Origin of the sequence: Dactylosporangium sp. CA-152071 (assembly GCF_050936335.1) — a bacterium.
Lineage (GTDB): Bacteria > Actinomycetota > Actinomycetes > Mycobacteriales > Micromonosporaceae > Dactylosporangium > Dactylosporangium maewongense.
In genome coordinates this window covers 686356-702549 of record NZ_JBNJMZ010000002.1, presented here as the reverse complement: position 1 = coordinate 702549, position 16194 = coordinate 686356, and the positions used below count along the sequence as shown (strand labels likewise).

Below are 16194 nucleotides of genomic sequence, written 5' to 3'. Positions count from 1 at the left end.
CATGGACTCACCCATGGGCGTCGACCCGCAGGTCCTCGCCGACCTCGATGCGGCTCTCGGCGACCGGCACCCAGTAGTGAAGGCGGTGCAGGAGGACAGGCTCCTGCACCGCCTCCTGGACCCGCACCCGTTCCAGGCCGGACGGGCGCCGGGCTCGTACGCTGAGCGCCGTGAAGGCGGTGGCAGTGGTGGCGGCGGTGCTCGCGGGGTCGGCCTTGCTCGCCGGGTGCGGTGCGGAACCGCCGCCGGCGCCCATGTCGCCGTCGGCCGGTCCGTCGACCGGTCCGTCGGTGGGGCCCGAGTCGCCATCGGGGCCCGCGTCGCCGGCGGTGCCGGTGGAGCTGACGCTCGCGTTCGGTGGGGATGTGCACTTCACCGAGCGGACCGCCGGGCTGTTGAAGGACCCGGCGACCGCGGTCGGGCCGATGGCCGAGGTGCTGTCGGCGGCCGACCTCGCCGTGGTCAACCTGGAGACGGCGGTCACCACGCGGGGGACGCCGGAGCCGAAGGAGTTCCACTTCAGGGCGCCCGTCGCGGCGTACGACGCGGTCAAGGCAGCCGGGATCGACGCCGTCTCGATCGCGAACAACCACGCGCTCGACTACGGCAGGGTCGGGTTCGCCGACACGTTGGACGGTGCGGCCGCGAAGGGCATGCCGGTGTTCGGGGGCGGGCGGACGATCGACGAGGCCTATGCGCCGCTCATCCTGACCGCGCGCGGGGTGCGGGTGGCGATCGTCGGCTTCAGCCAGATCCACACCCTCGCGGAGAGCTGGAAGGCCGGGCCCGCGACGCCCGGGATCGCCCTCGCGTGGGACGTGCCGCGGGCCGTCGCCGCGGTGAAGGCCGCGCGCGAGCGGGCCGACTTCGTGGTCGTGTTCAACCACTGGGGCACGGAGCGCGAGTCGTGCCCGAACGACAACCAGAAGACCTTCGCCGCCGCGCTCGCCGAGGCCGGCGCCGACATGATCATCGGGGCGCACGCGCACGTGCTGCAGGGCGACGGGTGGCTCGGGCGGACCTACGTCGCCTACGGGCTCGGGAACTTCGTCTGGTACGTGGGGTCCGCCGACACCGGGGTGCTCAAGGTGCGGGTGCGCGGCCGGGACGTGGTCGGGGCGGAGCTGGTCCCGGCGGTCGTGTCCGGCACCGGCCAGCCGAAGCCGCTCACCGGTACATCGGCCGCCGCCGCGACCAAGCGCTTCGCCGACCTGCGGCGCTGCACCGGGCTGGCGCCCGCCCCGCCCGCGGCCTGAACGACGGCCGGGGCGGGCACCAGGGTTTCAGACCGCCGCGTTGGCGCTGACGAGGAAGCCGGTGTTCACCCGGGCGCCGCCGCTGTCGTAGCAGGCGACGTCGCGCACGATCGTGTCCGTGGCGCTGTGCACCCACGGCGCGAGCAGGTTGCAGAACTCCGACGTGCCGCCGGACGCGGTCACCTGGACGGTGTCGGGCAGCCCGACCAGCCGCGGGAACGTGACGAGCGACAGCCCGACGCCGGCGCCCATGAGCGTGTTGACGCCGAAGCCGGCCTGCGAGTTGAAGTTCGTCGACGGCGGGCCGACCGGCGGGCGGAACCACAGGTAGCCGAAGTAGCGCGGCGGCCAGCCCGCGCCCCACAGCGACTGGTTGTACTGGTAGGACAGCGTGAACCGGGTCTTGAACGGCGCGCCGGTCGACGTGAAGCAGGCGACGTACGCGACCTGGCCGGCGGGGCTCGACGTCCAGTTGCGCACCTTGCACCGCGCCGGGGTGCTGTTGACGGCCGTCACCTGCAGGCTGCCGTCGATCGGGCCGGCGGTGCTGAGGCCGGGCAGCTTGACCTCGTAGACGCCGCCGCCGAGCGGGGTGACGCCGTTGACGGCGCCGGAGGAGTTGAACTGGTCGACCATGGTCCCGGTCGCGTCGTTCCAGTCCACGTAGCCGAACCGGCCGTTGATCGCGCTGCTGATGGGGGCGGAGCTGCTGTCGAACAGGGCGGTGAAGGCCGTCGCCACGAGCGCGCCGCCGGGCTGGGAGCACTGCACGACGACGATCTCGTCGGTGCCGGACGGGCCCCACTTGACCGCCTGGCAGAAGCGCGGCCCGGAGTTGATCGCGGTGACGTGCACGACGCCGCCCTTGGCGGCCTGACCGGGGAACTTGATCGTGTAGATGCCGACCGGACCGGGGGAGACGCTGGTCGCCGCCGGCCACGTGCCCGACGGGACGGTGGCGGCGCCGTTCCACAGCACGAACCCGACCGCGTCGGGCAGCGCCGCGGCGGCGGGCGAGACGGCGCCGAAGACGGCGGTGAGCGTGGTGACCAGGGCGATGAGCAGGGCGGGAAGCTTCCTGCGCATGTTGACCCTCCTCCTGGCGGAAAGGAGTGGACAGGACACCGCGAACGCAATCACATCCATCAATATCTCGGGAGTGATCAGACGCTATGCCGACAGTGCCGTTCCGGCGGCTCCGGCCCGACCCGAGGAGCCGGGTCGCGGCCCGTGGAGGCACGATGGTGGCCATGGACCTTGGGGGCGTGGCGCCGGCGCATGAGACGACGGACCAGCTGGCGGTGCGCCGCGCCAACCTGAGCCGGACGCTGCGCCACATCCGCGCCAACGGGCCGAGGTCGCGCGCGGCGATCGCCGCGGCCACCGGGCTGCACAAGACGACCGTGTCGAGCCTCGTGGAGGAGCTGCTCAGCCGGCGGCTGGTCCGCGAGACCGGGCTCGAACGCTCCGGCACCGCCGGCCGTCCGGGCCGGGTGGTGGCGCTGTCACCGGAGCTGGGCGCGGTCGGCATCGAGATCAACGTCGACTACCTGGCGGTCCACGCCTGCGACCTCACCGGCCGGACCGTCGTCGAGCGGCGGGTCGGGTTCGACGCGCGGCGCCGCGACGTCGAGGGGTGCCTGGACGACCTGGCGGCGGCCGCCGACCGTACCCTCGCCGAGCTCGCCGACCACGGCGTGACCCCGGTCGGCCTGACCGTCGCGGTCCCCGGCCTGGTCGACGTCGCGCGCGGCGTGGTGGTCGTGGCGCCGAACCTCGGCTGGCACGACGTGCCCGTCGTGTCCCGTCTCGCCGCCGGCCTCGACCCCGCGCTGCAGGTGGGGGTGGACAACGACGCGAACCTGGCGGCCCTGGCCGAGTACACGTGGGGTGTCGCCGCAGGCACCGCCGACCTCGTCTACCTGACCGGCTCGGTCGGCGTCGGCGGCGGGGCGATCGTCGACGGCCGGCTGCTGCGCGGCGCCGACGGGTTCTCCGGCGAGATCGGCCACCTGCCCGTCGAGCCCGTCGGCGACCCGTGCGGCTGCGGCCGGACCGGCTGCTGGGAGACCAAGGTCGGCCTCGCCGAGCTGGTCCGCCGGATCACGCCCGAGTTCGCATACGGCCTCGGCGACGGCCCCGTCCCCGACCCCCGCGAACGCATCGCCGAGGTGCGCCGCCGGCTCGACGCCCGCGACCAGGCGGCCCTGGAGGCGGTCGCCGGGATCGGCCGCTGGCTCGGCCACGGCGGCGCGATCCTGGTCAACCTGTTCAACCCGCGGGTGGTCGTGCTCGGCGGCTACTTCGCCGACCTGGCCGACCACCTGATCCCCGCCGCGCAGGCCCAGCTCACCCGCCTCGCCATGGCCTCCCCGGCCGCCCGCTGCCACTTCGTCGCGTCCAACCTCGGCTTCACCGCCGCCGCCCGCGGCGGCGCCGGTGCCGTCATCGAGCGGATGATCGAAGCCCCCACCTGAGCAGAACGCCGGTCGATCGCGGCATCGCCGGCTGTCACAATGTCCGGATGACGGGCCTCCCCGGTGCTCAGGGCGTCCAGGACGGCGACCACGACGTCCAGTGGGACTTCTGGTGGCACGACCGGCACATCGACGCGGCGACGCCGGCGGCGCTGTCCGCCGAACGCGTCCGCGAGCAGCACGTCGCCGGCGCCGCGATCGGGGCGTTGTACGAGCGGATGCACGGCACGACGGGCTGGCTGGGCCTCCCGACGTCCCGTGAGATCGACGCCCGGGCGGAGCCGGTCGAGGAGTGGTGCTGCTACGCCACGTTCGAGGGCGGGGCGATCTACTGGAAGAGCGCCCACGGCGCCGTCGCGGTGTCGAGGGTCGTGGCGGACCTGCTGGCAGGCGATGCCGGACTGGCCCGGAAGCTCGGCTTCCCGGTCGCCGCCGAGCGGCCGATGCTGCACGACGTCGACGACGGGGTGCAGCACTTCGAGCACGGGGTGGTGACGATCCGCGGCGGTGTGGCCGAGGCGTGGGTCCGGCCTTAGGACGGCGGGTCGAGGCCGAGGTTGCGGTACCAGACGCCACCCGCGGGCGGGGTCGTGAAGGCGGTCGCGGCGACGGTGTTGCCCTCGAGGTCGTTGTCGTGGACGCGGGGTGACATGCAGGTGCCGTGGGCGGTGGTGCGCAGGCCGTGCGTCTGGGTCCGGTGCCCGCCGCGGTCCCACACCCGGTTGTCCCGGATCGTCGGCGTGTCGGTGCGGGCCCCGAGGGTGATGCCGGCCCGCACCGGCGGCGCGTCCGGCAGCCGGTACGCGGTGCCTTGCCGCGGCGTGGCCTCCGGCCAGGCGGTGGCCGCGCCGGGGCGGACCGGCGCGAGGACGAGCTCGGTCGCGGTGTTGGCCACGACCACGGCCCGCTGCGAGCCCGCGGCGACCATCTTGCCGGCCTGCCCGTCCGGCACCCAGCCGGCCGACGCGTCGCGCACCGACAGCCGCTCGTACACGACGGACGCACCGCCACCGGTGGACGCGGGCGACACCTGGCGGCCGTTGCCGCGGACCCGGTTCCCGGCGATGCAGGCGTCCACGACGGGGGAGTCGACGAACACGCCGTCGAGGGCGTTGCCCCAGATGTCGTTGCCGGTGACGGTGATGTCCGCGCACGAGTGGTCGGCGTCGCCGGGCAGGGGCGGGACGCCGCGGACCGACGGTCCGAGGTTGTGCTGCCAGTACCCGTAGCGGCCGTTGCGACTGATGCGGTTGCCTTCCACGGTGTACGGGCCGGGCGTGTTGCCGATCGCGACGCCGTCCCACACGTTGCCGTCGATGACGCAGCCGGTGGCGATGCCGCCGCGTCCGGCGACGGACGACGTGCCGAGCGCCGAGACGTCGAAGCCCGCCTGATGGTTGGCGGTCATCGTGCACGCCGACACGACGAGCCCGTCGGCGCCCCAGTCGGAGATGCCGAAGCGGTTGCCTTCCGCGTGGCAGCCGACGACGCGGATGCCACGCGGCGGGGTCCAGTGCCACTTCTGCAGCTCGAAGAAGATGCCGCTGGTGCCGTTGCCGACGGTCGTGCACGCGGTGACGGCGAGCCGCTCGGTGTCGCCCCAGCCGCCGATCCCGATGCCGATGCCGGCGCCACCCTCCTCCTCGCCGTTGTTCAGCCGGCCGCAGCGCACGGCGCGGACGGCGTCCACGACGGTGTCCTGCAGGAAGTCGCAGCCGAACCCGGTCGCGCCGGTGTCGTGGATGTACAGGTCGTGGAATCGGCCCCGCAGCACGTACTGCAGGAACAACCCCTTGGCCGCCACGTCGTAGGCGGGCAGGGTGACGCCCGAGCCGTCGATCTCGAAGTGCGCGAAGGTGCAGTCGGCGAGGTGGTTGTCGCGGCCCGCGCCGTGCTCCCGGGTGGTGAAGACGGCGAGCGGGGTCGGCCCCGTCGGCCGGGACGGGTTGGCCAGCAGGAACCGGGTGGCGCCCGGCCCCGCACCGATGAGCGACACGCCGCTGCGCCACCTGATGCCTTCGTCGTGGATGGCGTACGCCCCCGCCGGGCAGACGATGGTGCGGGGCTGGCCGTCCTCGGCGTAGGCGGCGCCGAGGCTGTCGACGAGCGCGGCGAGCGCCGGCCGGTCGTCGGTGATCGCGTCCCCGGCGAGCCCGTGCGTCCTGGCGTCGGCGACGAGTGGTTCGGCGATCCGTGTCACCGCGGTCGCCTACCCACCTGACCGTGCGCAAACGTGGTCGGCCCGCCCAGGCGTGAGCGGCACCGCAACGGGCATGGAGTGAGGGCGTCGCAGCGGGCAGGAGTGGGCATGAGTGGGGCGAAGGGTGGGCTCATCCGCCGGATGGTGCTGGCGACGTGCGTGCTGGTGGTGTTCGTCGGCGGGGCGTTCGCGACGCTGCTGGTGTCGATCGGCGAGAACCGGGAGACCGCCCGCCTGTCCCAGCGCTCGCACGAGCTGTTCGCCGCCGCCGACCAGGTCAACCGGCACGCCGTCGAGCTCCGCGCGGCCCAGGAGGCCTACTCGCTGTCCGGCGACAGCGAGTTCCTCGACAGGTGGCAGACGGCGCACACCGCCCTGGTCGAGGCGAACCAGCACCTCGAGGGGCTCGCCACCACCGACACCCAGCGGGAGCAGGCGCGGCAGATCACGCGGACCAGCACGGCGTTCGCCGACGAGGTCTCGCGGCCCGCGGTGGAAGCGGCGAAGCGCGGCGATCCCGGCGCAAGGGCGGCGCCGGTGCTGCTGGAAGGGGACCGCCGCATCGAGCAGCTGCACGCCGACCTCGGCACACTGCGGGCGACGGAGCGGGACGCCCTCAAGGCCCGCGACTCGAAGACCGTGGCGACGGCCAACCGGGAGATGATCGCGATCATCGCGGGGATCGCCGGGTCGGCGCTCGCCATCGCGCTCGTCGGCGGCTATCAGACCCGCCTGCTGGTGCAGCCGATCCGCCGGGCCGCCGCGATGGCCGACCGGCTCGCCGGCGGCGCCCTGGGCACCCGCATGCCGGAGACCGGCAAGGCGGAGATCGGCCGGCTGGAGCGGTCGTTCAACGTGATGGCGGCGGCGCTGCAGCACAGCGTCGGGACGCAGTCGGCGCTGCGGCGGGTCGCCACCCTCGTCGCCCGCGGCGGCACCCCGGGTGAGGTGCTGGCGGCGGTCGTGGAGGAACTGGGGCAGCTCGTCGGCACGGACGCGGCACGGATCGTGCGGTTCGAGGCCGACGGCACCGCGACCGTCGTCGCGGCCTGGGGTGCTCCGGACCCGGAGATGCCGGTCGGCGCGCGCGTGTCCCTGGACGGTGACAGCGCCACCAGCATCGTCCACCGCACCGGGCGGCCCGCCCGGATGAGCAGTTACGAGGGAGCGTCGGGGTCGCTCGTCGTCCATGCGCGGGAGCGCGGCGCGCACGCGTCCGTCAGCGCCCCGATCAGCGTCGCCGGCGGCCTGTGGGGCGCGGTGACGGTGTTCGCGATGGGGGACCGGCCGATGCCCACGGACGCTGAGGAACGCCTCGCGGCGTCCACCGACCTCATCGGCACCGCCGTCGCCAACGCCCAGGCCCACGACGACCTCGCCGCGTCGCGGACCCGGGTGGTGCTCGCCACCGACGAGGCCCGCCGGCGCATCGAACGCGACCTGCACGACGGCGTCCAGCAGCGGCTGCTGTCACTCGGCCTCGACGTCCGCCGGATCCAGCACACCGTGTCGGCGCGGCAGCCCGAGCTGCGCGCGGAGCTGTCGGAGGTGGTGGACGGGATCAACGGGACCGTCGACGACGTGCGGGAGATCTCGCGGGGCGTGCACCCGGCGATCCTGACCGAGGGCGGCCTGAAGCCGGCGCTGAAGGCGCTCGCCCGGCGGTCCGCGGTCGATGTGGACGTCGACCTCGACCTGGCGGACCGGCTGCCCGGACCGGTCGAGGTCGCCGCGTACTACGTGGTCGCCGAGGCCCTCGCCAACGCCGCGAAGTACGCGTGCGCCACCCGCATCGAGGTGCGCGGGGCGGTGCGGGACGGCCGGCTCGACGTGTCGGTCCGCGACGACGGCGTCGGCGGCGCCGACCCGGGCCGCGGATCGGGGCTCGTCGGGCTCGCCGACCGCGTCGAGGCGCTCGGCGGCACGATCCGGGTCGACAGCCCCGCGGGCCGCGGCACCCATTTGCGGGTACAGCTGCCGCTTTTGCACACCTGAATGCTCCTTAACCCACTTCGTGCACCCCTTTCCCGCTCCCTCGATCATTGCCGCGTGTCAATATCATCTCTGTGACGGCAATGACGCTCACGTATGCTTCGGGCTGTTCGGGCCACGCGTCCCTCACCCGATCGGGGAGTAACTGCCGATGAGTCAGGTCCTCCGCCGTAACGCGGCGTTTCTCGTCCTGGCGGCGCTCGCCGCCGCCAGCGCCGCCGTGGTGTGGTTCGTCCTGCCGCACGACCGCGAGGTCAAGTCCCTCGCGATCTTCCTGTTCAAGCTGCTGCCGTTCGTCTTCGCCGCGGAGGCGATCGCCCGCCTCGACGTCGAGCTGGCCCGGCGGCTGCACGTGGTGCGGATCCTGATCCCGGCCGCGTTCTGCGTGTTCTTCCTCTACTTCGTGCCGAAGATCTTCTTCTACCTGGACGATTTCCCGACCGTCTATTACCACATTCTCGTGCTGACCCCGATCGTCATCATGTCGCTCACCCTCGCGTACCGGCTCGGCGGCGGCACACCCGGCAACGTCCGCCGGATCGCCTACGCGATGCTGCTCATCATGGTCTCCGGCCTGGAGGACCTGGCGTTCCTGACGGTCAACGACCACACCGACCCGCAGTGGGCGACCATCCCCGACGTGTGGACCTGGGCGTCGCACATGACGGTGTTCCTCGGCCACCCGCCGACCAAGTACGAGGCGTACGCCTTCATCGCCGTCCACGTCGTCCTCGTCATCCTCGTGCTGACCGCGCCCGACCGGTGGTTCCGCCTCGGCCGGGCGAAAGGTGACGCGCAGGCGCCGGCAGCGACGCAGTCCACCAGCGTGTGAGGAGACGCGCCATGCCGACAGCGACGTCGCTGGTCACCGGGGGCGCCGGGTTCATCGGCGCGAACGTGACCCGTTGCCTGCTCGCCGGTGGCCACCGCGTCGTCGTCCTCGACGACCTCAGCGGCGGATCGCCGTACAACGTCCCCGAAGGCGCCGTCTTCCGGCGCGGCAGCGTCTGCGACCCGGCCGTCGTCGACACGCTCTTCGCCGAGTTCGGGTTCGACTACGTGTTCCACTTCGCCGCGTACGCCGCCGAAGGGCTCAGCCACTTCATCAAACGGTTCAACTACACCAACAACGTGCTCGGCAGCGTCACCCTCATCAACGCCGCCGTCAACGCGGGCACCGTCCGCTGCTTCGTGTTCACCTCGTCGATCGCCGTCTACGGCAGCAACCAGGTGCCGATGAGCGAGGAGCTGGTGCCGGCGCCGGAGGACCCGTACGGCATCGCGAAGCTCGCCGTCGAGCAGGAGCTGCGGGTCACCCACGACATGTTCGGGCTGCCGTACGTCATCTTCCGGCCGCACAACGTCTACGGCGAATACCAGAACATCGGCGACCGGTACCGCAACGTCATCGGCATCTTCATGAACCAGGCGCTGCGGGGTGAGCCGTTCACCGTGTTCGGCGACGGCGAGCAGGTCCGCGCCTTCACCCACATCAGCGACGTCGCGCCGGTCGTCGCCCGGTCCGTGACCACCCCGGCCGCCTACAACGAGACGTTCAACATCGGCGGCGACAGCGTCTACTCGCTCAACGCGCTCGCCCGCGCGACCGCCGCCGCGATGGACGTGCCGCTGCGGGTCACGCACCTGCCCGCCCGCAACGAGGTCCGGCACGCGTACGCCGACCACACCAAGGTGCGCAAGTGCTTCGGCCTGGATGAGGGCGAGGTGCCCCTCGAGGCCGGACTCGCGGCCATGGCGGCCTGGGTGCGCGGGCAGGGGCCGCGCGAGCCGTCGGTGTTCGACGCGATCGAGGTGCGGCGCAACCTGCCACCGTCATGGCGGGCCGTGCTGCGCGACTGAGGTCATTGTCCGAGGTGTACGGGGAGGTCGCATGCGTGAGATCCCACGGCAACGGTCCGGCGAGCCGGCGCCCGCTTCGCTGACCGCGTTCATCCCGTGCTTCAACGAGGAGGGGCAGGTCGACGAGGTCCACGCGACCATCGACGCCGAGCTGTCCGGCTACCCGGGGCTGGAGATCCTGTTCGTCGACGACGGCTCCACCGACGGCACCCTCGCCAAGGTGAAGGCCCTCGCCGCCCGGGACCCGAGGGTGCGGTACGTGTCGTTCTCCCGCAACTTCGGCCTCGAGGCCGCGCACGGCGCCGGGTTCCGCTACGCCGGCGGCGAATGGGTCGTGCAGCTCGACGCCGACCTGCAGTCACCGCCGGCCGAGGCGCCGAAGCTCATCGCGAAGGCACTCGAAGGCTACGACGTGGTGTACGGGATCCGCCGCGAGCGGCACGACCCGCTCTTCCGCCGCCTCGGATCCGCGGCGCAGCAGCGCCTCGCGCAGCGGCTCTTCGGCGTCGACCTCGTCTACGGCTCGTCGGTGTTCCGGGTCGTGCGCGCCGCCGTCGCCCGCCGCGCCGTCGACATACGCCTGGCCACCCCGTACTTCGTCGCGACGATGCCGCTGCTCGGGGCCCGCTGGGCGACCGTCGACGTCGCGCACCGGCAGCGGCAGGACGGCGGGTCGCGGTGGGCGGTGTGGCGGCTGTTCTCGCACAGCGCCGAGCTGTTCTTCGGCTTCTCGCTGCGCCCCCTGGTGTGGCTGTACGCGGCGGTCGCCTGCGCGGTGCCGGTCGTGATCGCCGCGGGACGGCCGGGCGCGGTGGCAGGGGAGGTGGTGCTGCTCGCCGCCGTCGGGATCCTCGCCGCCTATGTGCACCGTCTCGTGCGCGGCTCGGTGCGGCCCAGGCTGTACTACGTGCGGGAGGCCAACATTCCCATCGAGCCGGGGGACATGCTGTACGCGGCACCCCCGGGGTCAGCCGTCTCCGGCCGTCTCGCTGAGACGGAGGCCGCGCGATGATGCTCATTCTGGGGGCGAGCGAGGACCAGCTGCCCGTCTACCTCGAGGCCCGCCGCCGCGGCATCCCGACCATCGGCGTCGACATGCGCACCGACCGGCCCGCGTACCCGTACGCCGACGTGTGGCTGCCGGTCAGCATCAAGGACCACGAGGGGATCGTCGCCGCGCTCGACGGGCGCCGCCCGACCGCCGTCGTCGCCGCGGCCAGCGAGGCCGGCCTGTGGACCTGGCACGAGCTCAGCCACCGCTACCGCCTGCCGTTCCGGTTCCCGGCCGCCGCGGCCCGCGCGTCGCTGGACAAGGCCGCCTTCCACGACGTCGTGCGGGCGACCGGCGTCCCCGGCTACCACTGGCGGCGCAGCGCCGACCGGGCCGTCCTGACCGCCGCCGCGCACGACATCGGCTTCCCCGTCGTCGTCAAGCCACCGGACACCTCCGGCAGCAAGGGCATCACCCTCGTCTCGCACGCTTCGGAGCTGCCCGGCGCGTTCGACTACGCCGCCCGCTTCACCGCCCCCGGCGGGCCGCTGCTCGTCGAGGAGTTCGTGTCGGGCCGCAACCTCACCGTCGACGTGTTCATGCGGGCCGGACGGGTCGCGTTCGCCGGCATCACCGAGAAGCGGATGGTGCCCGGCCCGCGCTTCGTCATCGGCGGGCACGCCGCACCCGCCACCATCGGTCTCGCCGTCCGCGGCCGGCTCGTCACCGCGGCCGGCCGGCTGTGCCGCGCGATCGACCTGTTCGACGGCCCCGCCAACTTCGACGTCATCCTCCGCGCCGACGGCTCGTTCGCCGTCCTGGAAGCCAACGCCCGCCTGTGCGGCAACGCCTTCCCGTTGCTGATGCGGCACATGTACGGCGTGGACACCGTCGCCGCCCTGGTCTCGATGGTCCTCGGCGAGCCGTTCAACCTCACCCCGACCCAGGAGCACGCGGGCATCATCCACGTGCTGGCCTCGCCGCTGCCCGGCGACGCGATCCTCACCGCGGTCCGCGGCGTCACGGAGGCCCGGCAGCTGCCCGGTGTCGTGTGCTGCGAGGTGTACGCGGAGCCGGGCGCGACCGTCCACCCGTTCGACCAGGCCGCGAACAAGATCGGCTACCTCGTCGTCACCGGCCCCGACCCGGCCACCGCCCAGGTCCGCCTGGACGCGGCCCTCGCCGTGCTCCGGCTGGAGTTCACGGCGAGGGTCCCGGTCGGCCAGCTGGGTCAGTCGACGAGCGTGGTCGTCCACAGCGAGAGCGAGTAGGTGCTGCCGCCCCCGGTCATCGCGCCGACGATCCGGGCGTGCTCGCCGAGGACCAGCCGGTGGGTCTGGTCGCCCTTGACGGTGATGGTGAGGGTCCCGTGCCCGACGTCGTCGATGGTCTCGTTGCCGAGCGTGACGCCCGGCAGGCCGGTCAGGATGCGCAGCAGCGCCGACCGCAGCGCCGGAGGGGTGATCACGTCGGCGGTGCGGGCGAGGTCGCTCACCAGGTTCCAGGCGAACCAGGCCCGCACCTCGTCCGTGCAGCCGCCGGGCGGGCACGGCGCGTCGAGCAGCATCGTGCGCAGCCGGCCGGGGTCGGCGGCGAGGCCGGCCAGGAACTGGGGCGTCGGCTGGCGCAGCGACGGGCCGTCCTTGGCGAACGTGGTCCGTTGCTGCTGCACGTACTCGGCGGCGGCGGTGGTCAGGATCAGCCCCTCGGCTTCGTACAGCGACGTCTCGGTCCGGCGGATCCCGTTGTCGAAGTGGCGTACCTCCGACCTGATGTGCTGCCCCGCACGGACCTCGGGCGTCGGCGGGCCGGTCAGCGCCAGCCGGATCAGCACGTCGACCGGGCTCACCGACGGCTCAGCGAAGGCCGGCTGGCTCGGCGTGCGCGCGCCTCCGGGGCGCGGCGGAGCCGTGTCGGTGCCGCGGGCGACGAGCGCGACGGCGACGACCAGGCCCACGACGACGACGCCGGCGAGCGCGGGCACCCACGACCGCACCGGTGAGCGCCGCGCGGCCCGCTCGCCGGTGCCGGCGAGCGCCCGAGCCCGGGCGCGGGCCAGGTCGGCCGGCGGGTCGAACCGGGCCCGGAGCGCGCGGATCTCATCGATGTCACGAAGGTCGTTCACGGTGTGCTCCCATCGTCAGTGCTGGCGTCGGGGTCGGACGGAAGGTCGATCGCGGCGCGGACGCTCGCCCGGGCCCGGCTGAGCGCGGACCGCACCGAGCCGATCGGGATGTCGAGCGCCACGGCGATCTCGGCATAGGACAGCTCGGCGATCGCGAACAGCAGCAGGACGTCACGCTGCCGGCGCGGCAGCGCGGCGAGAGCGCCGGCGAGCCGGCGGCCGGTCCTGGTCGCGTCGACCCGTTCCGCGCTGCGGGTGTCGTGCGAGTCGACAACCCCCGTCACACCGCCGAACGGGTCGACACCGACCCTGGCCAGGGCCCGGTAGGCCCGCACCTCGTCCCGCCGGTGCCGGCGCAGCAGGTTGGTCGCGATGCCGTACAGCCAGGCGAGGGGCTCGCCGGGCCCGGCGATGCGGTCCCGGTGCCGGTGCGCGACCAGGAACACCTCGGCGACGAGGTCCTCGGCGGCGACCGGGCCGACGCGGTGGGCGCAGTACCGGTAGACACGCTCGCTGTATGCGTCGAACAAGGCCGCCACATCCGGTGGCGAGACGTCACGCGCCCCGGTCGTCAGTGCGTTCATGCCCTGTTTCTGCCCGCAGTGCCCGTGCCGGTTCCCCTGCCGCTGCTCCGTCAGGCCGCGGCCGACCGGTTGACGGCGACCGCGGGCGCGTACTCGCTCTGCACGAGCTGGCCCTTGCCGCCGGCGGTGAGCGGGATCCGGTCGCTGAGCCGCATCTCCAGCGGCAGGTCGCCGCCGGCCCGTTCCCGCAACGTCCGCGCGGTGCCGGCCAGGACGGTCTCGGCGGGCAGCGTGCCGTCCGGCACCACATGGACGCGGATCGTCCCGGCCGCGTCCTGCCGCACGAACATCTCCGCGACGCCCGGCTCGTACATCGCGACCCCCAGGAACACGTCGCCGAAGACCTTCCGGCCGTCCGGCAGGACCACGGCGTCGTTCATCCGTCCGCTGGTCAGCTTCAAGGTGCGGAACCGGCGGCCGCACGCGCACGGGTCCGGCTGGATCGCGCCGAGGTCGCCGAGCGCGTACCGGACCAGCGGCATCGCGCGCTCGCCGAACGCGGTCACCACCACCTGCCCCTCCTCGCCGTCGGGCAGCACGGTCCCGTCCTCGGCGACGATCTCGACGAGTACGCGGTCCTCGGCCAGGTGCGCCCCGCCGCGGTGGCACTCGAACGAGATGTTCAGCGTCTCGTACGCGGAGTACTCGTCGCGGACCGGCACCCCGAGGCGCTCCTCCAGCATGGCCCGGCACGCCGGCACGAGCAGCTCCGACTCCGTCAGCACCAGCCGCAGGTCCTTGCGCAGCGCGGCCCGCTGCTCCTCGGTCATCGTCCGCACCAGCTCGCGCAGGTGCACGGGGTAGCCGATCAGCACCTTCGGTCGGTACGCCAGCAGCCCGGCGACCCAGTCGGCCGGCGGCGTCGTGGTCAGGATGACGTGCCGGCGGAACAGGCCCACCTTCTCCACCAGGCGGCCCGGCATCGGGAACGGCTTGAGGTGCGCGAGCCGGTCCCAGGGCAGGTAGCGGCGGGTCGCGAAGAACCGGCGGACGCACGCGGCCATGTGGTAGTCGTGCGCGTTCATGTCGTGCCAGCCGGTGACCCGGTGCCCGGTGGTGCCGCTGCTGGAGAACTCCACGCATCCGCCCGTGTCGACACCGTCCGCGACGAACTCCCGGTTGGGCGTGGCGCGCATGATCGCCTTGGTCAGCAGCGGCAACCGGGCCAGGTCCTCGATACCGGCAACCTGCGGCAGCCTGCCACGGTAGTACGGCACGTGCGCGTTCGCGTGGGCGAGGAACCGGTTCAGCCGGCGCAGCTGGAACCGCCGCAGCCCTGACCGGGTGCCGTACTGCCGCAGCAGCGTCACCGGCACGTACGCCATCTCACGCAGCAACATGGACGTCCTCCTCGACGGGGGTGCGGCGGGCCGGCCGGGCGCGCTTCCCCAGCCGGACGTGGAGCGTGGCGGCCTGCGCGATCTCCGCGGCGGCGAGTGCGATCAGCAGCCCGACGCCGCCGGTGTACGGCACGGCGACGAGCCCGGTGACCGCCGCGGCGGCCAGGCCCATGGCGGCGGCCAGGCCGGTGATCCGGGGTGACCGCGCGTCGGAGTTCTCCACCAGGTAGCCGGCGAAGATGGTCGCCACCAGCATCGGGGTCCGGGCGGCGAACAGCACCGCCCACAGCACCACACCCTGGCGGGCGTCGGTGGCGGACACCAGTACACCTGCTGCGGCGACATACGCGAGGTCCGCGGCGATCACCCAGCGCGTGATCCGCCGGGCCGCGTCCCTGCCTGCCGCGCCGCGGGCGCCGAGCAGCCGCACCGACGCCCACGGGGTGTAGACCCGCAGCAGGTACAGCAGGAAGTTGATCCCGGCGGACCAGACGACGTCGACGGCGACGAGCGGCCCGACCTGCTCCTTCCACGCCGACACCGTCAGCAGCGCCACCAGAACGCCGGTGCACAGGTACATGCACACCTCGGGGCCGCCCATCAGCGCCACCGTGCACCAGATCCGCCGCAGGAACGCCGGCCGGTGCCTGATGGCGAGCGACGGCCGGCCGAGCCGCACCAGCAGCAGCAGGCACAGCACGGTCTCGGTGCCGACGAGCGTGGCGACGTACCCGAGCGGCCCGAGCCCGAGCGCGACCAGGCCGAGCAGCACCCCCTGCACGACGGTCAGCAGGAAGAACGCCCGGGCGTCGTACCACGGCCGGCCCACCGCCCGATGCAGCCCCACCAGCAGCAGCAACGTCCCGGTCATCGTGCACAGCGCCGCGACACCCACAAACACCGCGACCGGCCCGCCCGGCGCGACGAGCGCGGCGACCACGAACGCGACGAGCGGCGGCACCGGCAGCACCCACAGCAGCGCGACGGCGGCACGGAGGATGAGCGGGCCGGTCCGCGGCGCCCGCGGCAGCAGCTTCAGAACCGTCTTCTCGGGTCCGGAGACGAGCAACGCGACGACCCACGAGAAGATGGCGACGGCGCCCGCGTAGGTCGCGTACCGCTCGGTGCCCCACAGCGGCAGCAGCGCGACGGTCGCCACCAGCTGCGCGGCCCGGTACGCCCCACGGCCCGCGAGCAACGAGACGACGGTCCGCACCCCGATCCGCTCCATCCCGTCCAGTCTCCACACCCCATGGGCATCCGTCTATGCGGGCCGGGTGTCCACTCTCGCGGCGCTCGCCCCGTCGCCGCTCGTCGCTAGGGGGCTGGTTGAGATCCCAGGTGGAGCTGTTCGAGGCGATCCGGCGCG

General features: G+C 73.3%; 15 protein-coding genes. 8 read left to right on the top strand and 7 right to left on the bottom strand.

What is annotated here, in order from left to right; all coding sequences use genetic code 11:
• Positions 1-7 precede the first annotated feature (7 nt).
• Entirely contained in the window at positions 8-376 is a 369-nt protein-coding gene (locus ACQEVZ_RS43410; protein ID WP_433378801.1) for a hypothetical protein, read from the bottom strand.
• Between ACQEVZ_RS43410 and ACQEVZ_RS43405 the strand changes: the two genes are divergently transcribed.
• Positions 366-1256, top strand: a complete 891-nt coding sequence (locus tag ACQEVZ_RS43405) for a CapA family protein (RefSeq protein ID WP_433378798.1) — start codon at positions 366-368, stop codon at positions 1254-1256. The genes ACQEVZ_RS43410 and ACQEVZ_RS43405 overlap by 11 nt on opposite strands.
• A 27-nt stretch (positions 1257-1283) precedes the next feature.
• Here ACQEVZ_RS43405 and ACQEVZ_RS43400 read toward each other — a convergent pair whose 3' ends face one another.
• A complete protein-coding gene (locus ACQEVZ_RS43400; RefSeq protein ID WP_433378795.1) occupies positions 1284-2342 on the bottom strand; it encodes a hypothetical protein in 1059 nt (352 codons plus the stop codon).
• Positions 2343-2506: 164 nt separating this feature from the next.
• On the opposite strand from ACQEVZ_RS43400, the gene ACQEVZ_RS43395 reads away from it, so the two are divergent.
• Together ACQEVZ_RS43395 and ACQEVZ_RS43390 are read left to right on the top strand one after the other, a co-directional pair.
• Complete coding sequence (locus tag ACQEVZ_RS43395; RefSeq protein ID WP_433378792.1) at positions 2507-3733, top strand: ROK family protein; 1227 nt, start codon at positions 2507-2509, stop codon at positions 3731-3733.
• A 47-nt stretch (positions 3734-3780) separates the two neighbouring features.
• The gene (locus tag ACQEVZ_RS43390) at positions 3781-4269 is read left to right on the top strand and encodes an LGFP repeat-containing protein (RefSeq protein ID WP_433378789.1); all 489 of its coding nucleotides are present in this window, start codon (positions 3781-3783) and stop codon (positions 4267-4269) included.
• Here ACQEVZ_RS43390 and ACQEVZ_RS43385 read toward each other — a convergent pair.
• A complete protein-coding gene (locus tag ACQEVZ_RS43385; RefSeq protein WP_433378786.1) occupies positions 4266-5933 on the bottom strand; it encodes a right-handed parallel beta-helix repeat-containing protein in 1668 nt (555 codons plus the stop codon). The two genes, ACQEVZ_RS43390 and ACQEVZ_RS43385, sit on opposite strands and share 4 nt — an antisense overlap.
• A gap of 108 nt (positions 5934-6041) precedes the next feature.
• Between ACQEVZ_RS43385 and ACQEVZ_RS43380 the strand changes: the two genes are divergently transcribed.
• From ACQEVZ_RS43380 to ACQEVZ_RS43360, 5 genes are all read left to right on the top strand, one after another.
• Positions 6042-7928 carry a HAMP domain-containing protein gene (locus ACQEVZ_RS43380; protein WP_433378783.1) on the top strand — a complete coding sequence of 629 codons (1887 nt, stop codon included), beginning with the start codon at positions 6042-6044 and terminating at the stop codon, positions 7926-7928.
• Between the two features lie 148 nt (positions 7929-8076).
• A complete protein-coding gene (locus ACQEVZ_RS43375; RefSeq protein WP_433378780.1) occupies positions 8077-8757 on the top strand; it encodes a hypothetical protein in 681 nt (226 codons plus the stop codon).
• A gap of 11 nt (positions 8758-8768) precedes the next feature.
• A complete protein-coding gene (locus tag ACQEVZ_RS43370; protein WP_433378777.1) occupies positions 8769-9785 on the top strand; it encodes an NAD-dependent epimerase/dehydratase family protein in 1017 nt (338 codons plus the stop codon).
• Positions 9786-9816: 31 nt separating this feature from the next.
• Positions 9817-10797 carry a glycosyltransferase family 2 protein gene (locus tag ACQEVZ_RS43365; protein ID WP_433378774.1) on the top strand — a complete coding sequence of 327 codons (981 nt, stop codon included), beginning with the start codon at positions 9817-9819 and terminating at the stop codon, positions 10795-10797.
• Positions 10794-12047 carry an ATP-grasp domain-containing protein gene (locus ACQEVZ_RS43360; protein ID WP_433378771.1) on the top strand — a complete coding sequence of 418 codons (1254 nt, stop codon included), beginning with the start codon at positions 10794-10796 and terminating at the stop codon, positions 12045-12047. The genes ACQEVZ_RS43365 and ACQEVZ_RS43360 overlap by 4 nt, the downstream gene beginning before the upstream one ends.
• Here ACQEVZ_RS43360 and ACQEVZ_RS43355 read toward each other — a convergent pair.
• The 4 genes from ACQEVZ_RS43355 to ACQEVZ_RS43340 are packed head-to-tail and all read right to left on the bottom strand — an operon-like array spanning position 12008 to position 16056.
• A complete protein-coding gene (locus ACQEVZ_RS43355) occupies positions 12008-12901 on the bottom strand; it encodes a hypothetical protein (RefSeq protein WP_433378768.1) in 894 nt (297 codons plus the stop codon). The two genes, ACQEVZ_RS43360 and ACQEVZ_RS43355, sit on opposite strands and share 40 nt — an antisense overlap.
• Positions 12898-13485, bottom strand: coding sequence for an RNA polymerase sigma factor (locus ACQEVZ_RS43350; protein WP_433378765.1), 588 nt, complete (start codon positions 13483-13485; stop codon positions 12898-12900). Before ACQEVZ_RS43350 ends, ACQEVZ_RS43355 begins: the two co-directional genes overlap by 4 nt.
• A 50-nt stretch (positions 13486-13535) precedes the next feature.
• On the bottom strand, positions 13536-14825 hold the full coding sequence (locus ACQEVZ_RS43345; RefSeq protein ID WP_344505132.1) for a phenylacetate--CoA ligase family protein: 1290 nt from the start codon (positions 14823-14825) through the stop codon (positions 13536-13538).
• Positions 14812-16056 carry a hypothetical protein gene (locus tag ACQEVZ_RS43340; RefSeq protein WP_433378760.1) on the bottom strand — a complete coding sequence of 415 codons (1245 nt, stop codon included), beginning with the start codon at positions 16054-16056 and terminating at the stop codon, positions 14812-14814. The genes ACQEVZ_RS43345 and ACQEVZ_RS43340 overlap by 14 nt, the downstream gene beginning before the upstream one ends.
• Between the last annotated feature and the right edge of the window lie 138 nt (positions 16057-16194).